Genomic DNA, 15,605 nt, shown 5'->3' on the forward strand with positions numbered 1-15,605 from the left:
TCCCTTTTCGCACACCACCAAAATAGCTTTCATCTAACTCTACTTCGCCATCGAAAAGTTCATGTGCTTGTAGTGCTAAATGATGGCTGATAACGAGACGAATTTTTCGATAAAACAAGATGGCAGTATTGGCTTGAATGCCAAGCAAATCTGCTGCTGATCGTGCTGTTACTTCTAATACAAAAAATTCAAGCAGTTTTCTTTGTATAGATTTCTTTAGTTTACAATTGGTTATCTTCATTTTTGTAGCTTAGCATAAGTGCTAATCTACTTCAGCCCCTAAAAATTAGTTGCAGCAACAGCATAAAACAGATAACTTTTATCGCTTTATAATATACATTCTATTATTCCTGATAAATGAAAGGAGAAAATATGAGTCATCAAAATGAGCTGAAACGCACACTGGACTGGTTTAAAGAAGCAAAACCTCAACCAAATCAACGAGATTTATCCACACAAATCGGTTGTCATTTTGAGGAAGTAGCCGAAATGTTGGATGCGTTAGGCCATACAGAAATGGCACACCGTCTTGAAATAATCGCCGATAGCTATAAGCAAAATCAACAAACTGAAAGATTACAGCAATTAACGCATCAACAAAAAGTAGAAGTACTGGATTCATTGGCTGATCAGGTTGTAACTGCAACCGGTGTTGCTTATATGGCAGGATTTGATTTTAATGCCGCTTTTGCTGAAGTAAATGCTTCAAACTGGTCAAAATTTGAAAACGGTAAAGCCATTTTTGACGAAAATGGGAAAATCAAAAAAGGGAAAAATTATTTTAAACCGAATTTGCAAAAGTTTGTTCCTGAAGCATAATCTCCTTATTTCCCTTATCGCGCTATTAGAGAAAAAATCCGGCAATTTGCCGGATTTTTACGCTTAATACTAAAAAGATCAAACACCGAAACCTTTCAGACCAACCACGTGGACAAACTCTTGATTGTGCGCAATTTTACGCACCAGTTTGTAGGTTGTTCCTTTTTCCGGGCTGATATTTTCCGGTGCAGCGATTAACAACTGCATATCTAAACGATCACACAACTCAAACAGGGTGGAAATGGATTTTGCATCCAAACGCGCTGCTTCATCGAGGAACAATAGACGGCAAGGAATAATATCTTTACCGCGTAAACGGCGAGATTCCTCTTCCCAACTTTGTACAACCATCAATAAGATCGACATCCCGGTACCAATTGCTTCACCGGTTGATAACGCGCCACTTTCCGCACGTAACCAACCGTCCGCGCCACGGAATACTTCCACTTCCAAATCAAGATAATGGCGATAATCCAACAACTCTTCACCGATAGTCTGCGGACTACGTTGCCCCATATCAATATGCGGATTTAAACGTTGATATAATTTTGCCAGTGCTTCGGAGAAAGTGATCTTATTATTATTAAACAGATCTTCATATTCCGCTTTTTGACCTGATAACGCATCTAACAACATTGCGTGTGTATCACGGATATTCACCACCAAACGGACACTTTTCACTTGCCCGAAAGCAATATTTTGCAAACCTTGGTTCAGCAATCGGATACGATTCTGTTCACGTTGAATGGTTTTACGCATAATGTTTGCCACGCTATCCGCACTGATCGCCAATTTCTGTTCACGGCTGGTCAACTCTTCAGTTAAACGAGAAAGTTCTACTTCCATTTGTTCAATTGCATCAATCGGATCATCGGTTTTCAAAATATCCTGACGAATACGTTCACGTAAATGTTGGTAAACCGCAATAAAGAATTTCACTTTATTTTCCGGTTTTGCTGAATCTTCCGATAAACGCAATGCATCACGCAAATACTCATTATCCGTCACTGCATTACGCAACGCGCCTAATGCTTTATCCGACATAGAACGTAACTCTTCGGCAGAAAGATAAGCCAATTCACGACGATGTAAGCGTTTTTCGACATCACTATGGCGGGAAAGACGTTGTACGGCACACCAACTGATTTTTGCCATAACCACCATCTCACGCTGTGTCTTATAATCACGTTCCAATTTACGCAACGCTTTGTTTAAACTGTCACTTTCGCTTTCCAGAACGGCTAATTGTTTTTCTAAGTAGTTATAACGTTGGCGGTTTACTGATAGTTGCTGATAAAGCTCATCACGACGCGTTTTAGCTCGATTTTCAGCATCCGCATCCACTCTCACGCCAAGTTGCGCCACTTCATCCAACAATTCCTGCAATGTTTGTTGTTTTACATCGCGGGAAGTGGTTAAGCCGGTTAAAACTTGTTGATATTGAGAGAACTGATGTTGTGCCTGTTGTAACGCTTCACGCGCCTGTTCACGCTGTTGCTGCATCTGTTCTAAACGCTCGCGTAATGCGGTGCTTAAAGTTGAGGTTTCAATTTCGACACTTTCTTGATAAGCGAAATGCGGCAAACGACTGACAACATCGGTTACGGCAAACAATTTTTGCTGTATCAGTTTCTGTAATTCGACTGCACGTTGATAATCCTGTTGTAAAGTTTGGTGTTGTTCAGGATCACTTTGTAACGCGGTTGCAATCGGCTCAAGTTGTTCAATCCAATTTCCTTTTTGCCGCACAAAAATAGCGCTCTCTTCTGCAATGTCCAACTGCTCTTGAAAAGCCTCAATCTGTTGTTCCAGATCATCCGCCTCCAACAAGGATAAGTGTGGCAATAATTTATTTAATTGCTGTAACTGCTGACGAATATCTGCAATTTGACTACGTAATTGCTGTTCTTGATCGGTAAATGCAGCTAATTCACGCTCAACATCAGTGCGCTGTTGTTGAACCTCTTTCATCAACTCTTCCGGATCAACTTCAAAGGCTAAAGCAAGATGGCTGCCAACAAATTGACTTAATTGTTGATGCAAACGCTGACATTTTTGGACATCAAACGACACTTGAGCAAACTGCTCTGCAATTTCATCACGCTGTTCACGCAAAGTTTCCAAATGCTTTTCTCTTGCTGCACGACCAAACAACGGAATTTCCGGGAAGGTGGAATAACGCAATTCACGTTCCGACACCTGAACCACGACACCGGCATTTAATTCTTGCGCCGATAAAACACTGTCATCAAACGCATTCGGATCGCCTTCAATTAAGTAGAGATCATCCGGACAATCTTGTAGATCCTGCAACAACGGTTTTACCGCTTCTAAATCCCGCACCACGATCGCGTGGCGCGCCGGTCCATATAATGCAGAAAAATAAGGCGCATCGCTAATATCAACATCATCGTATAATTCAGAAAGCAACACGCCACCGAATTTTTCAGCCAACTGATTTAAACGTGGATCTTCCGAACCGTCCGGCTGCGTTAAACGCAAAATTTGTTGCTCTAGGTGCTCTTTTTTCTGTTGTAATTGATCGCGTAAAATCACCAATTCACGTTCTTTATTAAGCTGAACCTGCATAAAATCCATTACACTTTGTGCACTTTGGAACTGCTGACTCACCTGTTCCTGAATACGCTCCAATGCCGCCTGTGCAGTTAGCCATAATGGTGCTTTTTGGGCATATTGTTGATATAACGCTTGATAGTGATCCCGTTGCTGACGCAAACCTGAACGCTGTTCAATCAAAGCGTTTAATTGCTCTTCCAACTCTGCTCCAATCTCTTCTTGCTGCAACGCATAATGCTCTAGCATTTCCGCACTATTCAAGGCTTGCCCAGATTGTTGGTTAAACACTGCTAATTGTTGCTGTACTCGGCGTTGCTGTTCAGCCTTTTGTTGTAATTCAGTCAATTTAGACTTTAATGTATTTGCTTGTTGTAACTGCAATTTTTGTGCAGGGTAATCGCGTAAGATCTGTTTAGCTGCCTCATAAGCCTGATCACGAGCAATATTTTCATCGTGAATCTTGCAAACCAACTGATACGCTTTATCAAATTGATTTTTTGCAATATCCGCCACCGATAATTTCTGCTCCAGCTCCAACACACGTTCAGTCAGCACTTCTGCCTGTTCTTCAAACTCCGCTTGATACTGTTCCGCACTCTCCGCTGTTAAAGTGGTAATGCCGGTAATATTCTTGGCTTTTTCCAAAGTTTGAACTGCTTGTTGATACTGCACACTACGAGTCTGCTGTGCGTTTAATGCTTGTTGATAATCGGCTAATTGATCACGGATGGATTCAATCTCTTCCTCTATTGCTTCAACCTGTTCTCGTTGCGTTTCAAGATTGATTTGTGCCTCTTCAACAATACCTTGTTGTTCTTCAATATTTTCTGTTAATGATTCAACATCTTGTTGATAACGTTCAATTTTTTCTTGATGACGCTGTGCATTTACCACCAAATTGTAATGATCATTGGCACTTTGATAATCAATTTCTAATGCTTTTTCCGCCTCTTTCAGTTGGCTGACCTCCCGACTGAAATCAACGATATTATGCTGTGCTAAATTGAGTTGCTGCTTAGTGTTAAACAATTCGTGACGTTGTGACAAAATCGCTTCGATATTATGTCTACGTTCATTGGCGTGACGCATATAATCTGCTGCCACATAGTCAGTGGATTGCGTAATTAAATGTTTGAATAAATCCCGATCCGCTTGTGTGACTTTAATCGCTTCCAGCGTCATACGATTTTCACGCAATGCCACTTCCATATCTTGGAATGCTTTTTTCACCCCAACATTTTCCGGTAATAAGTAATCACGCAATGATCTGGTGATCGCAGAAGAGATACCGCCGTAAAGTGAAGCTTCAATTAATTTATAAAATTTACTGCGATCGGAAGAAGAGCGTAACCGTTTCGGAATAATGCCCATATCAAACATAAAACTGTGGTAATCAGCAACGGAATGATACTGCTTAAAGCCGGCACCTAATTGCTCCACTTTCTCCTTAACTTCATTCAATCCGATAACTTTCGCTTGTGTTTCGGAAATTTTATCGGTGAAAACTTCTGTCGGTGAAATTGATAAAGACAATCCTTGAACGGAGAACGCTTTAATGTCTACTTTACGATCCCGTCCTGCAATCTGTTGCAGACGCACCCCTACCAATGCACGTTGGCGATGGGAATTAATGGTATCGAGGATCGCATAACAGACACCCGGGCGTAATTTTCCATATAAGCCTTTATCTCGAGAACCGCCGGAAGCTCCTGCTTCAGTGGTATTTCTAAAATGTAACAAGGTTAAATCGGGGATCAATGCGGTCACGAACCCTGCCATTGTGGTCGATTTTCCGGCACCGTTACCACCGGACAAGGTTGTTACCAAATCATCAAGATCAAACGTACGTGCAAAAAAACCGTTCCAGTTAATTAAGGTCAAAGAACGAAACTTACCACGCTCTGCATCACTGTTTTTGTTTGTCGGTGCAACTTGTGGCTCTAATGTTTCCATTTGCAAATCCGCCATTATGCCTCCCCTTCTTCACTATTTTCATCTAAATCTTCGTCAATATCGTCTTGTTCCGCTTCAATTTGTAATGAATCCGGTGTCGCTATTTCTCCCTCGCGGATTAAACGTAATTGCGCCGCCTGTAAATCTTCTCCGCTGCGCACTTCTGCACCGAAACGGAAAACCGCCTCCGAAATAATAAATTTACCGCTGTTTTGTTCACCTACAGTTTGCAACATCCCTAAACGGCGTAAGCGACCAATTGCGGCACGTACTTTTTCCGCCAATTTTTGTTTATCCAAATCTGAACCGCTGGAACGCTGATTAACCGCTTTCAACAATTTATTTTCATCCGCAAGATTAAGCAGTTCGTCATACACTTCCTGTACAGTGAACACGCCTTGTTGTGCCAGACGTTCCGGGCTTAAATAGAGATAGCACAACACTTTACCGACCAACATTTCCAATTCTGACAATACACTGCGTGCAATTAAGGTGGTCGCTTTCGGTCGCAAATAGAAAAAGCCTTCCGCTGCGCGAATCAACTCAACATTATAACGACGATAGAACAATTCCAATTCCGTTTGAAAATCCATTAAAAAGGCGTGTGGATCGAGTTGATCAATACTGATATGTCGTCCGGAACGTAATTGGCTGTCAACAACAGGAAATAACGGATTTGCAATGGCGATTGCCAACTTTGCCGGGATAGGTTCGTAAGAGGTAGTTTCACTCATAATTTGTTCGCTTATAAAAATCTATTTTTTCGGTTGATTATTATATTCATCAATTGGGTGTGCTTGAACTTCTGCACCAAAATCATTAATCGGTTGCCATTGTGGCACGTTGCCGCTGAAATCTTGGCTCGCAATTCCCAATCTTACCGCCTGATCAACAATAATTTTGGCGACATCAAAGTGTTGTGATTGCGGATAACGCTCAAGCTGTTGACGTAACAACTCACTCAATTCAATCGGTTGTTTCGTTTCGTAATAGCGGATTAACAGTGTTTGCATCGCTTCGCTGATCTGTTCGTGTACCGTCTGCAATGATTCATATTCCAACTCTGTCGGCAATTCACCTAATGCCTCTTCTTCACGCAATGCCAACTCTTCATCACGCAGATCAATCAGACGCTCCGCTTGCACGTGCCACAAATAAAACGGTGCATCAAAATAATCAGCAATTGAACGGCGTAAACGTTGTGCAAACACACGGTTTTTATCCAAATCGATCGCTGTACGAATAAATTTATGCACATAACGGTCATAGCTGATCCATAAATCGATCGCTTGCTGTCCCCAGCTGATAATGCGGTCTAACTTAAGTTGTAGACTGATAATAAGCTGTTCTACAAAATCCAACTCGGCACGTCCGACAATACAATCCTGAATACGCAATAAACCTGCTTGTAATTTATCGCCGGCAGCGTTCAATGTGTCCTGTAATTCACGCAAATTACCGGATGTTTCATCCAATAACCGTTCACAACTGGAAATTGCCGCTTGCCAATCTTTGCTTAATAATTCCGCAATTTCCTCTTTGGTTTGATGTTGGCTTTCATCCATAATACGCTGCGAAAGATCAATGCTGTCAAAAATCTCCGCCACCGAATATTTCAACGGTGCAAACACTTCACGCCGCCAATAATATTCATCACCGTCATTTTCTGCCGCTTCGGCAGCACGTTGAATTTCATCGGCAACAATCGAAAGCTGTACGGAAAGACGCAACGCTGAGAATTCCCGTTGACGAATATAATAATCGGAAATGCCCACGCCCAGCGGCGTTAAGCGATAAATTGCCAAACCTTCCGTAAATTCGCTGCTAAAGCGATTCAATAGGCGTTGTTTGACTAAATCATTGATAGCATTATTTGCACGTTGTACAAGCGTATCTTCCGATTGCCCTAATGCTTTGGAAACGTGGCGAAACAGATCGACCAAGTCGCCTTCTTCCATTTCACCGGCGAAACGCTCATTATTAAAAATAGTGATCGCTAAAAGAAACGCTAATCGATCGGTACTTAAGCTAAGATTAAATTCTCGCTCCTTGACCCACGACACTAATTCAGGAATGGTTTGAGTTGAATCACTCATTATTGGTTACCTAAACAACTGAGATTTATTTTGATCAAAATAACTAAATATGCGTTATTCTAGCAAAAAAAGCTGATTTCTCTAAAGGTTATTTCATTGCAGTAACGGAGAAAAATCCCCACCGCAGTGGGGATAATAAAGGATGAATTATTGTTTTTTCTTAACTACTAACCCTGCAGGTGCCTGTGCAACCGGCATAATTTCAATACGGTTAATATTCATATGTGGCGGACATTGAGCAATCCAAGCAACGGTATTGGCAATATCTTCCGGCGTAATGTAATCCACATTCGCATAAAGTGCCGCAGCTTTGGCATCATCGCCGTGGAAACGAACATTTGAAAATTCAGTACCACCACAAAGACCAGGTTCAATATTGGATACACGAATTGCAGTTCCAACCAAATCTGCACGCAAATTCAAGCTGAACTGCTTCACGAACGCTTTCGTTCCACCGTAAACATTACCGCCCGGATATGGATAAGTGCCGGCAATTGAACCTAAATTCACAATTAAGCCACGATTGCGTTCCACCATACCCGGTAAAACAGCGTGTGTTACCGTTACTAACCCGGTGATATTAGTTGCAATCATCTGCTTCCAATCTTCTAAAGAAGAATCTTGTGCTGCACCGATACCCAACGCCAAACCGGCATTATTGACCAAAATATCGATCGCTTTCCACGCTTCCGGCAATTCCGCTATTGCCTGCAATGTCGCCTTCTCGTCTGTAATATCAAACGCTAACGGTAGGCAATTCTCACCAATCTCCTGTTGTAATGCGAGCAGCCGCTCTTTACGGCGAGCCGTTACAATCACTTTATGTCCTTCTTGTGCCAGTTTACGCGCAATGGCTGCACCGAATCCGGCACTTGCTCCTGTAATTAATGCAATCATATTTTTTCTCCTTCGTTATCGTTGATAAGACGACATTACTATAGATCATTTATTGGTTAAAATTCAATAAAAAATAAATAAAATTAGATAAAATCTAAATAATATTGAAAAATATTAATTTTATGATAATTTTTATCCTAATTTTTTGATGTTATGGAGGTTGTATGTTGTTGAGTGATAAATTGGCTGCTGCTACCGTTATCTTTTTCTGGGGAATCAATTTCTATTTTATGAAATTAGGGGTGGAAGAGATCGATCCGATGTTGTTGGGATGCTTACGATTTATCTTTGTCATCTTCCCCCTCATCTTTTTTATTCCGAAACCTAAAGTCGCTTGGCGTTGGTTACTGCTCTACGGTTTCATCAGCAATTTTGCACAATTTGCCTTTATGTTCAGTGCAATAGCCACCGGACTCGCAACCTCCTTAATCGCATTAGTTGTACAATCACAAGCATTTTTCACTGTATTGATTGCCGTCTTTTTTCTCGGGGAAAAAGCGCGTGCCAATCAATGGCTGGCAATTTTCATTGCTATTTTCGGTTTTATATTAATCGCTATAGGACAACAACATAGTCAAATTCCACTGGTCGGTTTATTGTTAGTTTTCGCTTCCGCCTTTTCTTGGGCATTGGGCAATATTGTTGTGAAAAAAATCAATCGGATTGATCCCTTTGCTCTAGTGGTTTGGGGCAATTTACTGACACCGCTTTGGTTTTTACTCTTTAGTTATCTTCAACACGATAGCGATTTTATTCTGCAACAATTACATCATCTAGGCTGGCATAGTTGGGTTTCCGCTACTTTTCTTGCCTATTTCGCCACCATTATCGGTTACGGATTATGGGTTAAATTGTTAGCAAAATACCCCGCCGCCAAAATTACACCACTTTCTTTGGGTGTGCCCATTATCAGTATGTTATTCGCTTTCTGCTTTTTAGACGAAAGTTTGAACCGCTATCAGTGGCTAGGTGTGGTTATCGTTATGCTGAGTTTAATCATCCATCTGTTCGGACATCGTTTTTTACGCCTTAAAAATTGAAACTTTTTAATTAATTCTAATTTTTATTAGATAAAAATCTATTTTTAGATCTTATTGTTAAAAAATTTATAAAAATTTTTATAATTTATTGTTGATCTTAAAATTTCAATTTGATATAACTTAACTCAAGTTCTCTTTTTTAAGATATTTTTCAATTTTAAGCGTAAATTACTAAGGAGTATCTAATGAAAACTGCAAAATTTTATGGTTTATCTAAAATTAAAAAGCCGGTATACCGTACATTATTACGCCAAGGTACTGTACTGCTCTGTTCTGCGCTCTGGTTAGGACAAGTCAGCGCAATAACATTAGACGAAGTGAAAGCACGTGGTTATCTCGCCGTGGCAACAGAAGATGATTACGCCCCATTTGAAATGATCAAAGACGGCAAACCGGAAGGTTTCACTCACGATTTAGTTGCTGAATTGAAAAAATATGCCTCATTTCAAATTAAACAGGACATTATGCCGTGGACAGGATTATTGCCATCCGTTTTATCAGGAAAATATGACGCGGCATTAACCGGTGCAGTAGTTTCAACCGAGCGTTTAGCTCGTTTTGATTTTACTCCGCCGGTTGCGATAGCTACACACTACACCATTTTCCGTAGCAAAGATGACAGCATTAAAACGATTGCGGATTTAGACGGCAAAACATTGGGTGTTCAAGCAGGCAGTGTTGCATTAGCAAGATTACCGGAATTAGCCGAAATGTTGGCAAAAACCGGCGGTAAATTAGGAAAAGTAGTGGAATACACCTCCAATCCGGAAGCTTATGCCGATTTGGCTAACGGTCGCTTGGATTATGTGGTAACCGCTTATGCCGGGGCAAAAATGTTGACAACACAACGCAGCAAAGTTTTCAGAATGGGAATGGCGGTTTCCGGTCCGGGTTATCACGCTTGGCCGGTACCGAAAGAAAGCCCGGAATTACTCGCCTTTTTAAGCGACTTTATCCGTCATTTACGCGAAAGCGGCAAACTGGCTGAACTTCAACAAAAATGGTTTGGTGAAAGTATGACGGATCTGCCGACAGAAGCGATTACATCAGTAGAACAATTTAAAGAAATGACGCGTGTTAAATAATGATTGAGTGGGATCGCCCACTCACGAGTAAACATAAATGAGGTGAAAACTATGGAAACAAGTGAATGGATGATGTTATTGGAAGGGGGATTCACGACATTATGGTTATGTATCGTTTCCATTGCGATTGGCTTATTTTTAGGGTTAATCATTGCACTTATTCGATATTTTAATGTGCCGATTTTGGCACAGCTGATGGCGATATACACCAGTTTTGCCCGTGCGATTCCCTTAGTGACGTTAGTGCTTTTTGTGTTTGTCGGATTTCCGGCTGTAGGGTTGGAATTAGATAGAAATATTGCTGCAATTTTGGCATTAGTGATTAATACCTCTGCCTTCAATGCTGAAATTTGGCGCAACGCATTCCACGCCTTCTCTCGCGAACAATTGGAAGCGGCAAAGGCTTCAGGAATGACACCATTATTAACATTTAGACGAATTATGTTGCCACAGATGCTATTAACCAGTTTACCGGGTTTGGTGAATGAAATGAGTTTCTTGGTGAAAGCAAGTCCAGCAGTCGCCGTGATTGGTGTGGTCGATTTAACTCGTGTTACCAATCGAATTGCCGCCGTCACCTATGAACCGTTGCCACCTATTTTAGCCGCTTGTGTGCTTTATATGGTGCTAATCGGATGTATGTTGAAGTTACAACGCTGGTCGGAACGTTATGTTCATCGTTTAGCCGGTTAAGGAGAAAATTATGCAAACCTGGACAATATTATGGCAACAGCGTCAACAATTTATAGATGGTTTTTTAACAACAATTGATTTGTTTCTGATTTCGGCAGTCGTCGCCTTTTTACTCGGTATTTTGGCGCTCTTCCTATTGGAGGACAAACAATCCGTCTGCCGTAAAGTGGTGTTATTAGTCATAGATACAATGCGAACATTACCGTTCTTAATTTATGCCTATTTACTGTATTACGGTTTGCCGGCATTCGGTGTCACTCTGGATGCGTGGACAGCAGGATTAATTGCGTTAATCACATACCACGGTGCTTATTTCGCAGAAATATTTCGTGGCTTACGCGACACCTTGCCACCGGGACAGATTGAAGCGGCACTTAGTCACGGTTTCAGCCGCAATAAAATGATGTTGTTATTGGTTCTGCCTCAACTTTTACTGCGCTCCAGTGCCTTACTGGCAAACCAATTAGTCTATTTATTAAAAGATACAGCATTTTTAACCATTATCACATTAAAAGAATTAACCGGCGTAGCCGCTGCGATACAAGCAACCTATTTTATTCCGATTGAAGCTTTTGTGGTGGCAATCGCACTTTACTGGTTAGTGAGTTTTGGAATTGATCAAATAATGAAATTAGTGAAAAAAGCCGCTGTTACAAGAGGATTAAGTTATGAGCAAAGCAACATTCGCCGTTGAAATAAAAAGTATCTCAAAAAGCTTTGATGGAATCGAAGTCCTACGTGACATTACCATCAACGTAGAAAAAGGAAAGACAATCAGTATCTTAGGGCCGTCAGGTTCAGGCAAATCAACATTGTTGCGTTGTATCAACTGGTTGGAACAGCCTGATCGCGGAAAAATCTTGATTGCCGGTCAGCGTATTGGGGTAACGGATAAAGGCTTGGCACAGCCTATTGGTGAACTTGCCAAAATCAGAGCCAAAACTGCAATGGTATTTCAAAGTTTTAACCTTTGGCCACACCTTACTATTTTAGGCAATGTGATTGAAGCACCGGTTCACGTGCTTGGTGTGCCGAAGCAACAAGCAATTGAGGAAGCAAAAATTTTATTGAAAAAAGTCGGTATGGATCATAAAGCGGACAGCTACCCTTGGTCTTTATCCGGAGGGCAAAAACAACGTGTTGCTATTGCCCGTGCATTAGCAATGAAACCGGAAGTGATCCTTTTTGATGAACCCACTTCCGCACTTGATCCGCAATTAGTTGATGAAGTGCTTGGCGTGATGAAAGATTTGGCAAAAGAAGGCTACACAATGATTGTAGTGACACACGAAATGGAATTTGCTCGTCAAGTCAGCCACGAAGTGGTCTTTATGGATAAAGGTTTAGTAGTGGAACGTGCTGAACCTGAAATTTTTTTTACTCAACCGAAATCACCACGATTAATTGAGTTTCTTGGGCGCTATCTCGGTTAATCATAAACGTAACTTAACAGAAACAGTAATATACAGGAGTAAACTATGAGCGATCTACACAACTCAGCATCACAAGCCGCTATCGACCCAGCTCGCGGTGAACAAGTCTATCAAGATGACCGTGACTATGTGTTCCATTCTTGGTCGGCACAAGCCAAAATTAGCCCGGTTCCTATCGCAGGCGCACAAGGCAGCGTCTTTTGGGATTATAACGGCAAAGAGTATTTAGATTTTGCTTCACAGTTGGTTAACGTCAATTTAGGACATCGTCATCCGAAATTGATCAAAGCTATTCAAGATCAATTAGATGTGTTGCCAACAATTCAACCGGCAATAGCCAATGAAACTCGAGGTAAGTTGGCAAAATTAATTGCCAATGCTGCTCCGGGTGATCTAAACCACGTTTTCTTTACCAATGGGGGTGCGGATGCCAACGAAAATGCGGTGAGAATGGCACGTTTACATACCGGACGCCGTAAAATTTTAACTTTTTATCGCTCTTATCACGGTGCCACCTCTACGGCTATCGCATTAACCGGTGATCCGCGACGTTGGGCAAGTGAAACCACCTCCGATCCGGCAGTTGTACACTTTTTCGGACCTTACGCCTATCGTTCTGCTTTCCAATCAAGCAATGAAGAGGAAGAGTGCCAACGCGCGATTGCACATTTGGAAAATGTCATTCAGTTCGAAGGCGCAGGTACAATCGCTGCCATTATGATGGAAACTGTGGTCGGTACAAACGGCGTGTTAGTGCCACCAAAAGGTTATTTGCCGGCAGTGCGTGCGATTTGTGATAAATATGGGATCTGTATGATTTGTGATGAAGTGATGGTCGGCTTCGGGCGTACCGGTAAATTATTCGCCATTGAGAATTTCGGCATTGTGCCTGATCTTCTCACTTTTGCTAAAGGCGTTAACTCCGGTTATGTACCGTTAGGTGGGGTATTAATGAGTGAAGCAATTTTTGACACCTTTAAAGAACGTGTTTATCCGGGTGGATTAACTTATTCCGGTCATCCGTTAGCCTGTGCGCCGGGTGTAGCCACTTTTGAAGTATTCGCCGAAGAAAAAATTCTGGAACGTGTACAGGATTTAGCACAACGTGTGATCAAACCGAAATTAGCGGAAATGAAAGCAAAACATAAATCGCTCGGTGAATGGCGCGGTATTGGTATGTTCTGGGCACTTGAATTAGTGAAAAATCAACAAACTCGTGAAAAATTAGTGCCTTACAACCCGACACCGGAACAATATCGTCCGGTATTGGAAACCGTAGCGGAGTGTAAGAAAAATGGGGTTTGGCCGTTCCACCACTTCAATCGTATCCATATTGCACCACCGCTCACTATCAGTGAAGAAGATCTAGTCAAAGGCTTGGATATTATTGATCAGGCATTGAGTATTGCTGATAAATATGCAGATTAACTTCCCCCTTTAGTGTATGAGGGCGTAAGCCCTCTTTTTTATCCTTATCTTTATCCTTGTCATAATTACTCAAGCCCAAATAGCCTACCTCAAAAGGGAGTTTTTCCGTCTAAACCGATAAATCTGTTGCAAAAAAAACATAACTCCGTACCATATCAAGCCGATTTTGACTACCCGGTAAATAACAACAATGTCTATGGAAAAAAAGCAGATTTATAACTTAAACAAATTACATAAACGTTTACGCCGTGAAGTGGGTAAAGCCATTGCTGATTTTAATATGATTGAAGAGGGCGATCGTGTAATGGTATGCCTGTCCGGAGGGAAAGACAGCTATACCCTGCTCGATATTTTATTGAATTTAAAATTGAATGCGCCGGTAAATTTTGAAATTGTTGCGGTTAATTTGGATCAGAAACAACCCGGTTTCCCTGAAGAGGTGTTACCAACTTATTTACAACAATTAGGCGTGGAATACAAAATTGTCGAAGAAAATACTTACGGTATCGTTAAAGAGAAAATTCCGGAAGGAAAAACAACTTGTTCGCTCTGTTCTCGTTTACGCCGCGGTATTTTATACCGTACCGCTACCGAATTAGGTGCCACTAAAATTGCATTAGGGCATCATCGTGATGATATGTTGGAAACCTTATTTTTAAATATGTTCTATGGAGGTAAGATGAAAAGTATGCCGCCTAAACTGATTAGCGATGATGGCAAACAGATTGTTATCCGCCCGTTAGCCTATTGTCGGGAAAAAGACATTGCTCGTTATGCGGAAGCAAAACAATTCCCGATTATTCCTTGTAATCTATGTGGTTCACAACCGAATTTACAACGTCAAGTTATTAAGGAAATGTTACAACAATGGGATCGCCAATATCCCGGCAGAATCGAAACAATGTTCAGTGCATTACAAAATATTGTTCCTTCTCATCTGTGCGATGCTAAATTGTTTGATTTTAAATCAATTCAACGTGGTGTATCGTTAGAAAATATTGAGGGCGATATTGCCTTTGATAAGCCTGATTTGCCAACCGCACCACTGTTGCCGGATGAAGAAAATGACTTCCTTGAACAGACTCAGATTGCATTTAAAGAGGTCATTTAACCATTTTCTTTTCTTTGTTTGAATTAGCGTTTTAAACTTGAGGAAAATATCAAACCTGATACAACATAGCATTGATATTTTCCTCATTTTTATGTCTGAGATTTTATCTATCCGTTCTCAAAGTCTTTTTCCATCAAGCTATCTTCATACGTACAAGCTCTTATCTTTTTTTTCTTACTATCATTTTGGGGCTGAAGTAGATTAGCGTTAAATCTGACACCATTTCCGCAGGATTTTGAGCTGTTGAGATGGTGTCCCATAGTTGAAACGAAACTCACATTCTTTCAAAAAAAGAGGGAAAGATTTTCGATCAATTCCATTATACTTTCTTAGCACACGCTTTGCTTGATTCCAAAAATTCTCTATCCCATTAATGTGATTTCGCCGCTCAGCAAAATGAGTACTGTGGTTAATTCTATAGTGCGTAAACTCACTAACATCTAGCACATCATAGCTATGATAACAATCTGTAT

General features: G+C 41.1%; 13 protein-coding genes and 1 pseudogene. 8 read left to right on the forward strand and 6 right to left on the reverse strand.

Translation table 11 applies throughout. The annotated features are described in order from the left end of the window. Positions 1 to 241 (reverse strand): annotated as a pseudogene (locus A3EO_RS0109080) (IS1595 family transposase); the annotation flags it as partial. Between the two features lie 131 nt (positions 242 to 372). On the opposite strand from A3EO_RS0109080, the gene A3EO_RS0109085 reads away from it, so the two are divergent. Continuing rightward, positions 373 to 819: a nucleoside triphosphate pyrophosphohydrolase family protein gene (locus A3EO_RS0109085; protein ID WP_018346899.1), complete on the forward strand. Its 447-nt coding sequence runs from the start codon at positions 373 to 375 to the stop codon at positions 817 to 819. Positions 820 to 897: 78 nt separating this feature from the next. Here A3EO_RS0109085 and mukB read toward each other — a convergent pair whose 3' ends face one another. From mukB to A3EO_RS0109105, 4 genes are all read right to left on the reverse strand, one after another. Continuing rightward, entirely contained in the window at positions 898 to 5,364 is a 4,467-nt protein-coding gene (mukB, locus tag A3EO_RS0109090; protein WP_018346900.1) for a chromosome partition protein MukB, read from the reverse strand. Next, the gene (mukE, locus tag A3EO_RS0109095; protein ID WP_013747220.1) at positions 5,364 to 6,083 is read right to left on the reverse strand and encodes a chromosome partition protein MukE; all 720 of its coding nucleotides are present in this window, start codon (positions 6,081 to 6,083) and stop codon (positions 5,364 to 5,366) included. The genes mukB and mukE overlap by 1 nt, the downstream gene beginning before the upstream one ends. 21 nt (positions 6,084 to 6,104) lie before the next feature. Next, the gene (gene mukF, locus A3EO_RS0109100; RefSeq protein WP_018346901.1) at positions 6,105 to 7,445 is read right to left on the reverse strand and encodes a chromosome partition protein MukF; all 1,341 of its coding nucleotides are present in this window, start codon (positions 7,443 to 7,445) and stop codon (positions 6,105 to 6,107) included. A 147-nt stretch (positions 7,446 to 7,592) separates the two neighbouring features. Beyond that, positions 7,593 to 8,342 carry an SDR family oxidoreductase gene (locus A3EO_RS0109105; protein ID WP_013747218.1) on the reverse strand — a complete coding sequence of 250 codons (750 nt, stop codon included), beginning with the start codon at positions 8,340 to 8,342 and terminating at the stop codon, positions 7,593 to 7,595. Between the two features lie 164 nt (positions 8,343 to 8,506). Between A3EO_RS0109105 and A3EO_RS0109110 the strand changes: the two genes are divergently transcribed. The 7 genes from A3EO_RS0109110 (at position 8,507) to ttcA (ending at position 15,132) form a co-directional block, all read left to right on the forward strand. Then, positions 8,507 to 9,382, forward strand: a complete 876-nt coding sequence (locus A3EO_RS0109110; protein WP_018346902.1) for an EamA family transporter — start codon at positions 8,507 to 8,509, stop codon at positions 9,380 to 9,382. A gap of 185 nt (positions 9,383 to 9,567) precedes the next feature. Continuing rightward, the gene (locus tag A3EO_RS0109115) at positions 9,568 to 10,467 is read left to right on the forward strand and encodes a transporter substrate-binding domain-containing protein (RefSeq protein ID WP_018346903.1); all 900 of its coding nucleotides are present in this window, start codon (positions 9,568 to 9,570) and stop codon (positions 10,465 to 10,467) included. A gap of 51 nt (positions 10,468 to 10,518) precedes the next feature. Next, complete coding sequence (locus tag A3EO_RS0109120; RefSeq protein WP_018346904.1) at positions 10,519 to 11,160, forward strand: amino acid ABC transporter permease; 642 nt, start codon at positions 10,519 to 10,521, stop codon at positions 11,158 to 11,160. A gap of 10 nt (positions 11,161 to 11,170) precedes the next feature. After that, positions 11,171 to 11,854, forward strand: coding sequence for an ABC transporter permease subunit (locus A3EO_RS0109125; protein WP_018346905.1), 684 nt, complete (start codon positions 11,171 to 11,173; stop codon positions 11,852 to 11,854). After that, positions 11,829 to 12,593: an amino acid ABC transporter ATP-binding protein gene (locus A3EO_RS0109130; RefSeq protein WP_018346906.1), complete on the forward strand. Its 765-nt coding sequence runs from the start codon at positions 11,829 to 11,831 to the stop codon at positions 12,591 to 12,593. The genes A3EO_RS0109125 and A3EO_RS0109130 overlap by 26 nt, the downstream gene beginning before the upstream one ends. A 45-nt stretch (positions 12,594 to 12,638) precedes the next feature. Beyond that, positions 12,639 to 14,021, forward strand: coding sequence for an aspartate aminotransferase family protein (locus A3EO_RS0109135; protein ID WP_018346907.1), 1,383 nt, complete (start codon positions 12,639 to 12,641; stop codon positions 14,019 to 14,021). Between the two features lie 190 nt (positions 14,022 to 14,211). Continuing rightward, positions 14,212 to 15,132, forward strand: a complete 921-nt coding sequence (gene ttcA / locus A3EO_RS0109140; RefSeq protein ID WP_018346908.1) for a tRNA 2-thiocytidine(32) synthetase TtcA — start codon at positions 14,212 to 14,214, stop codon at positions 15,130 to 15,132. Positions 15,133 to 15,339: 207 nt separating this feature from the next. Here ttcA and A3EO_RS13185 read toward each other — a convergent pair. Further along, positions 15,340 to 15,605: IS1595 family transposase (locus A3EO_RS13185; protein WP_018346878.1), on the reverse strand; the 266-nt coding region annotated here is incomplete at its 5' end.

The organism is Gallibacterium anatis DSM 16844 = F 149 (genome assembly GCF_000379785.1).
Taxonomy (GTDB): domain Bacteria; phylum Pseudomonadota; class Gammaproteobacteria; order Enterobacterales; family Pasteurellaceae; genus Gallibacterium; species Gallibacterium anatis.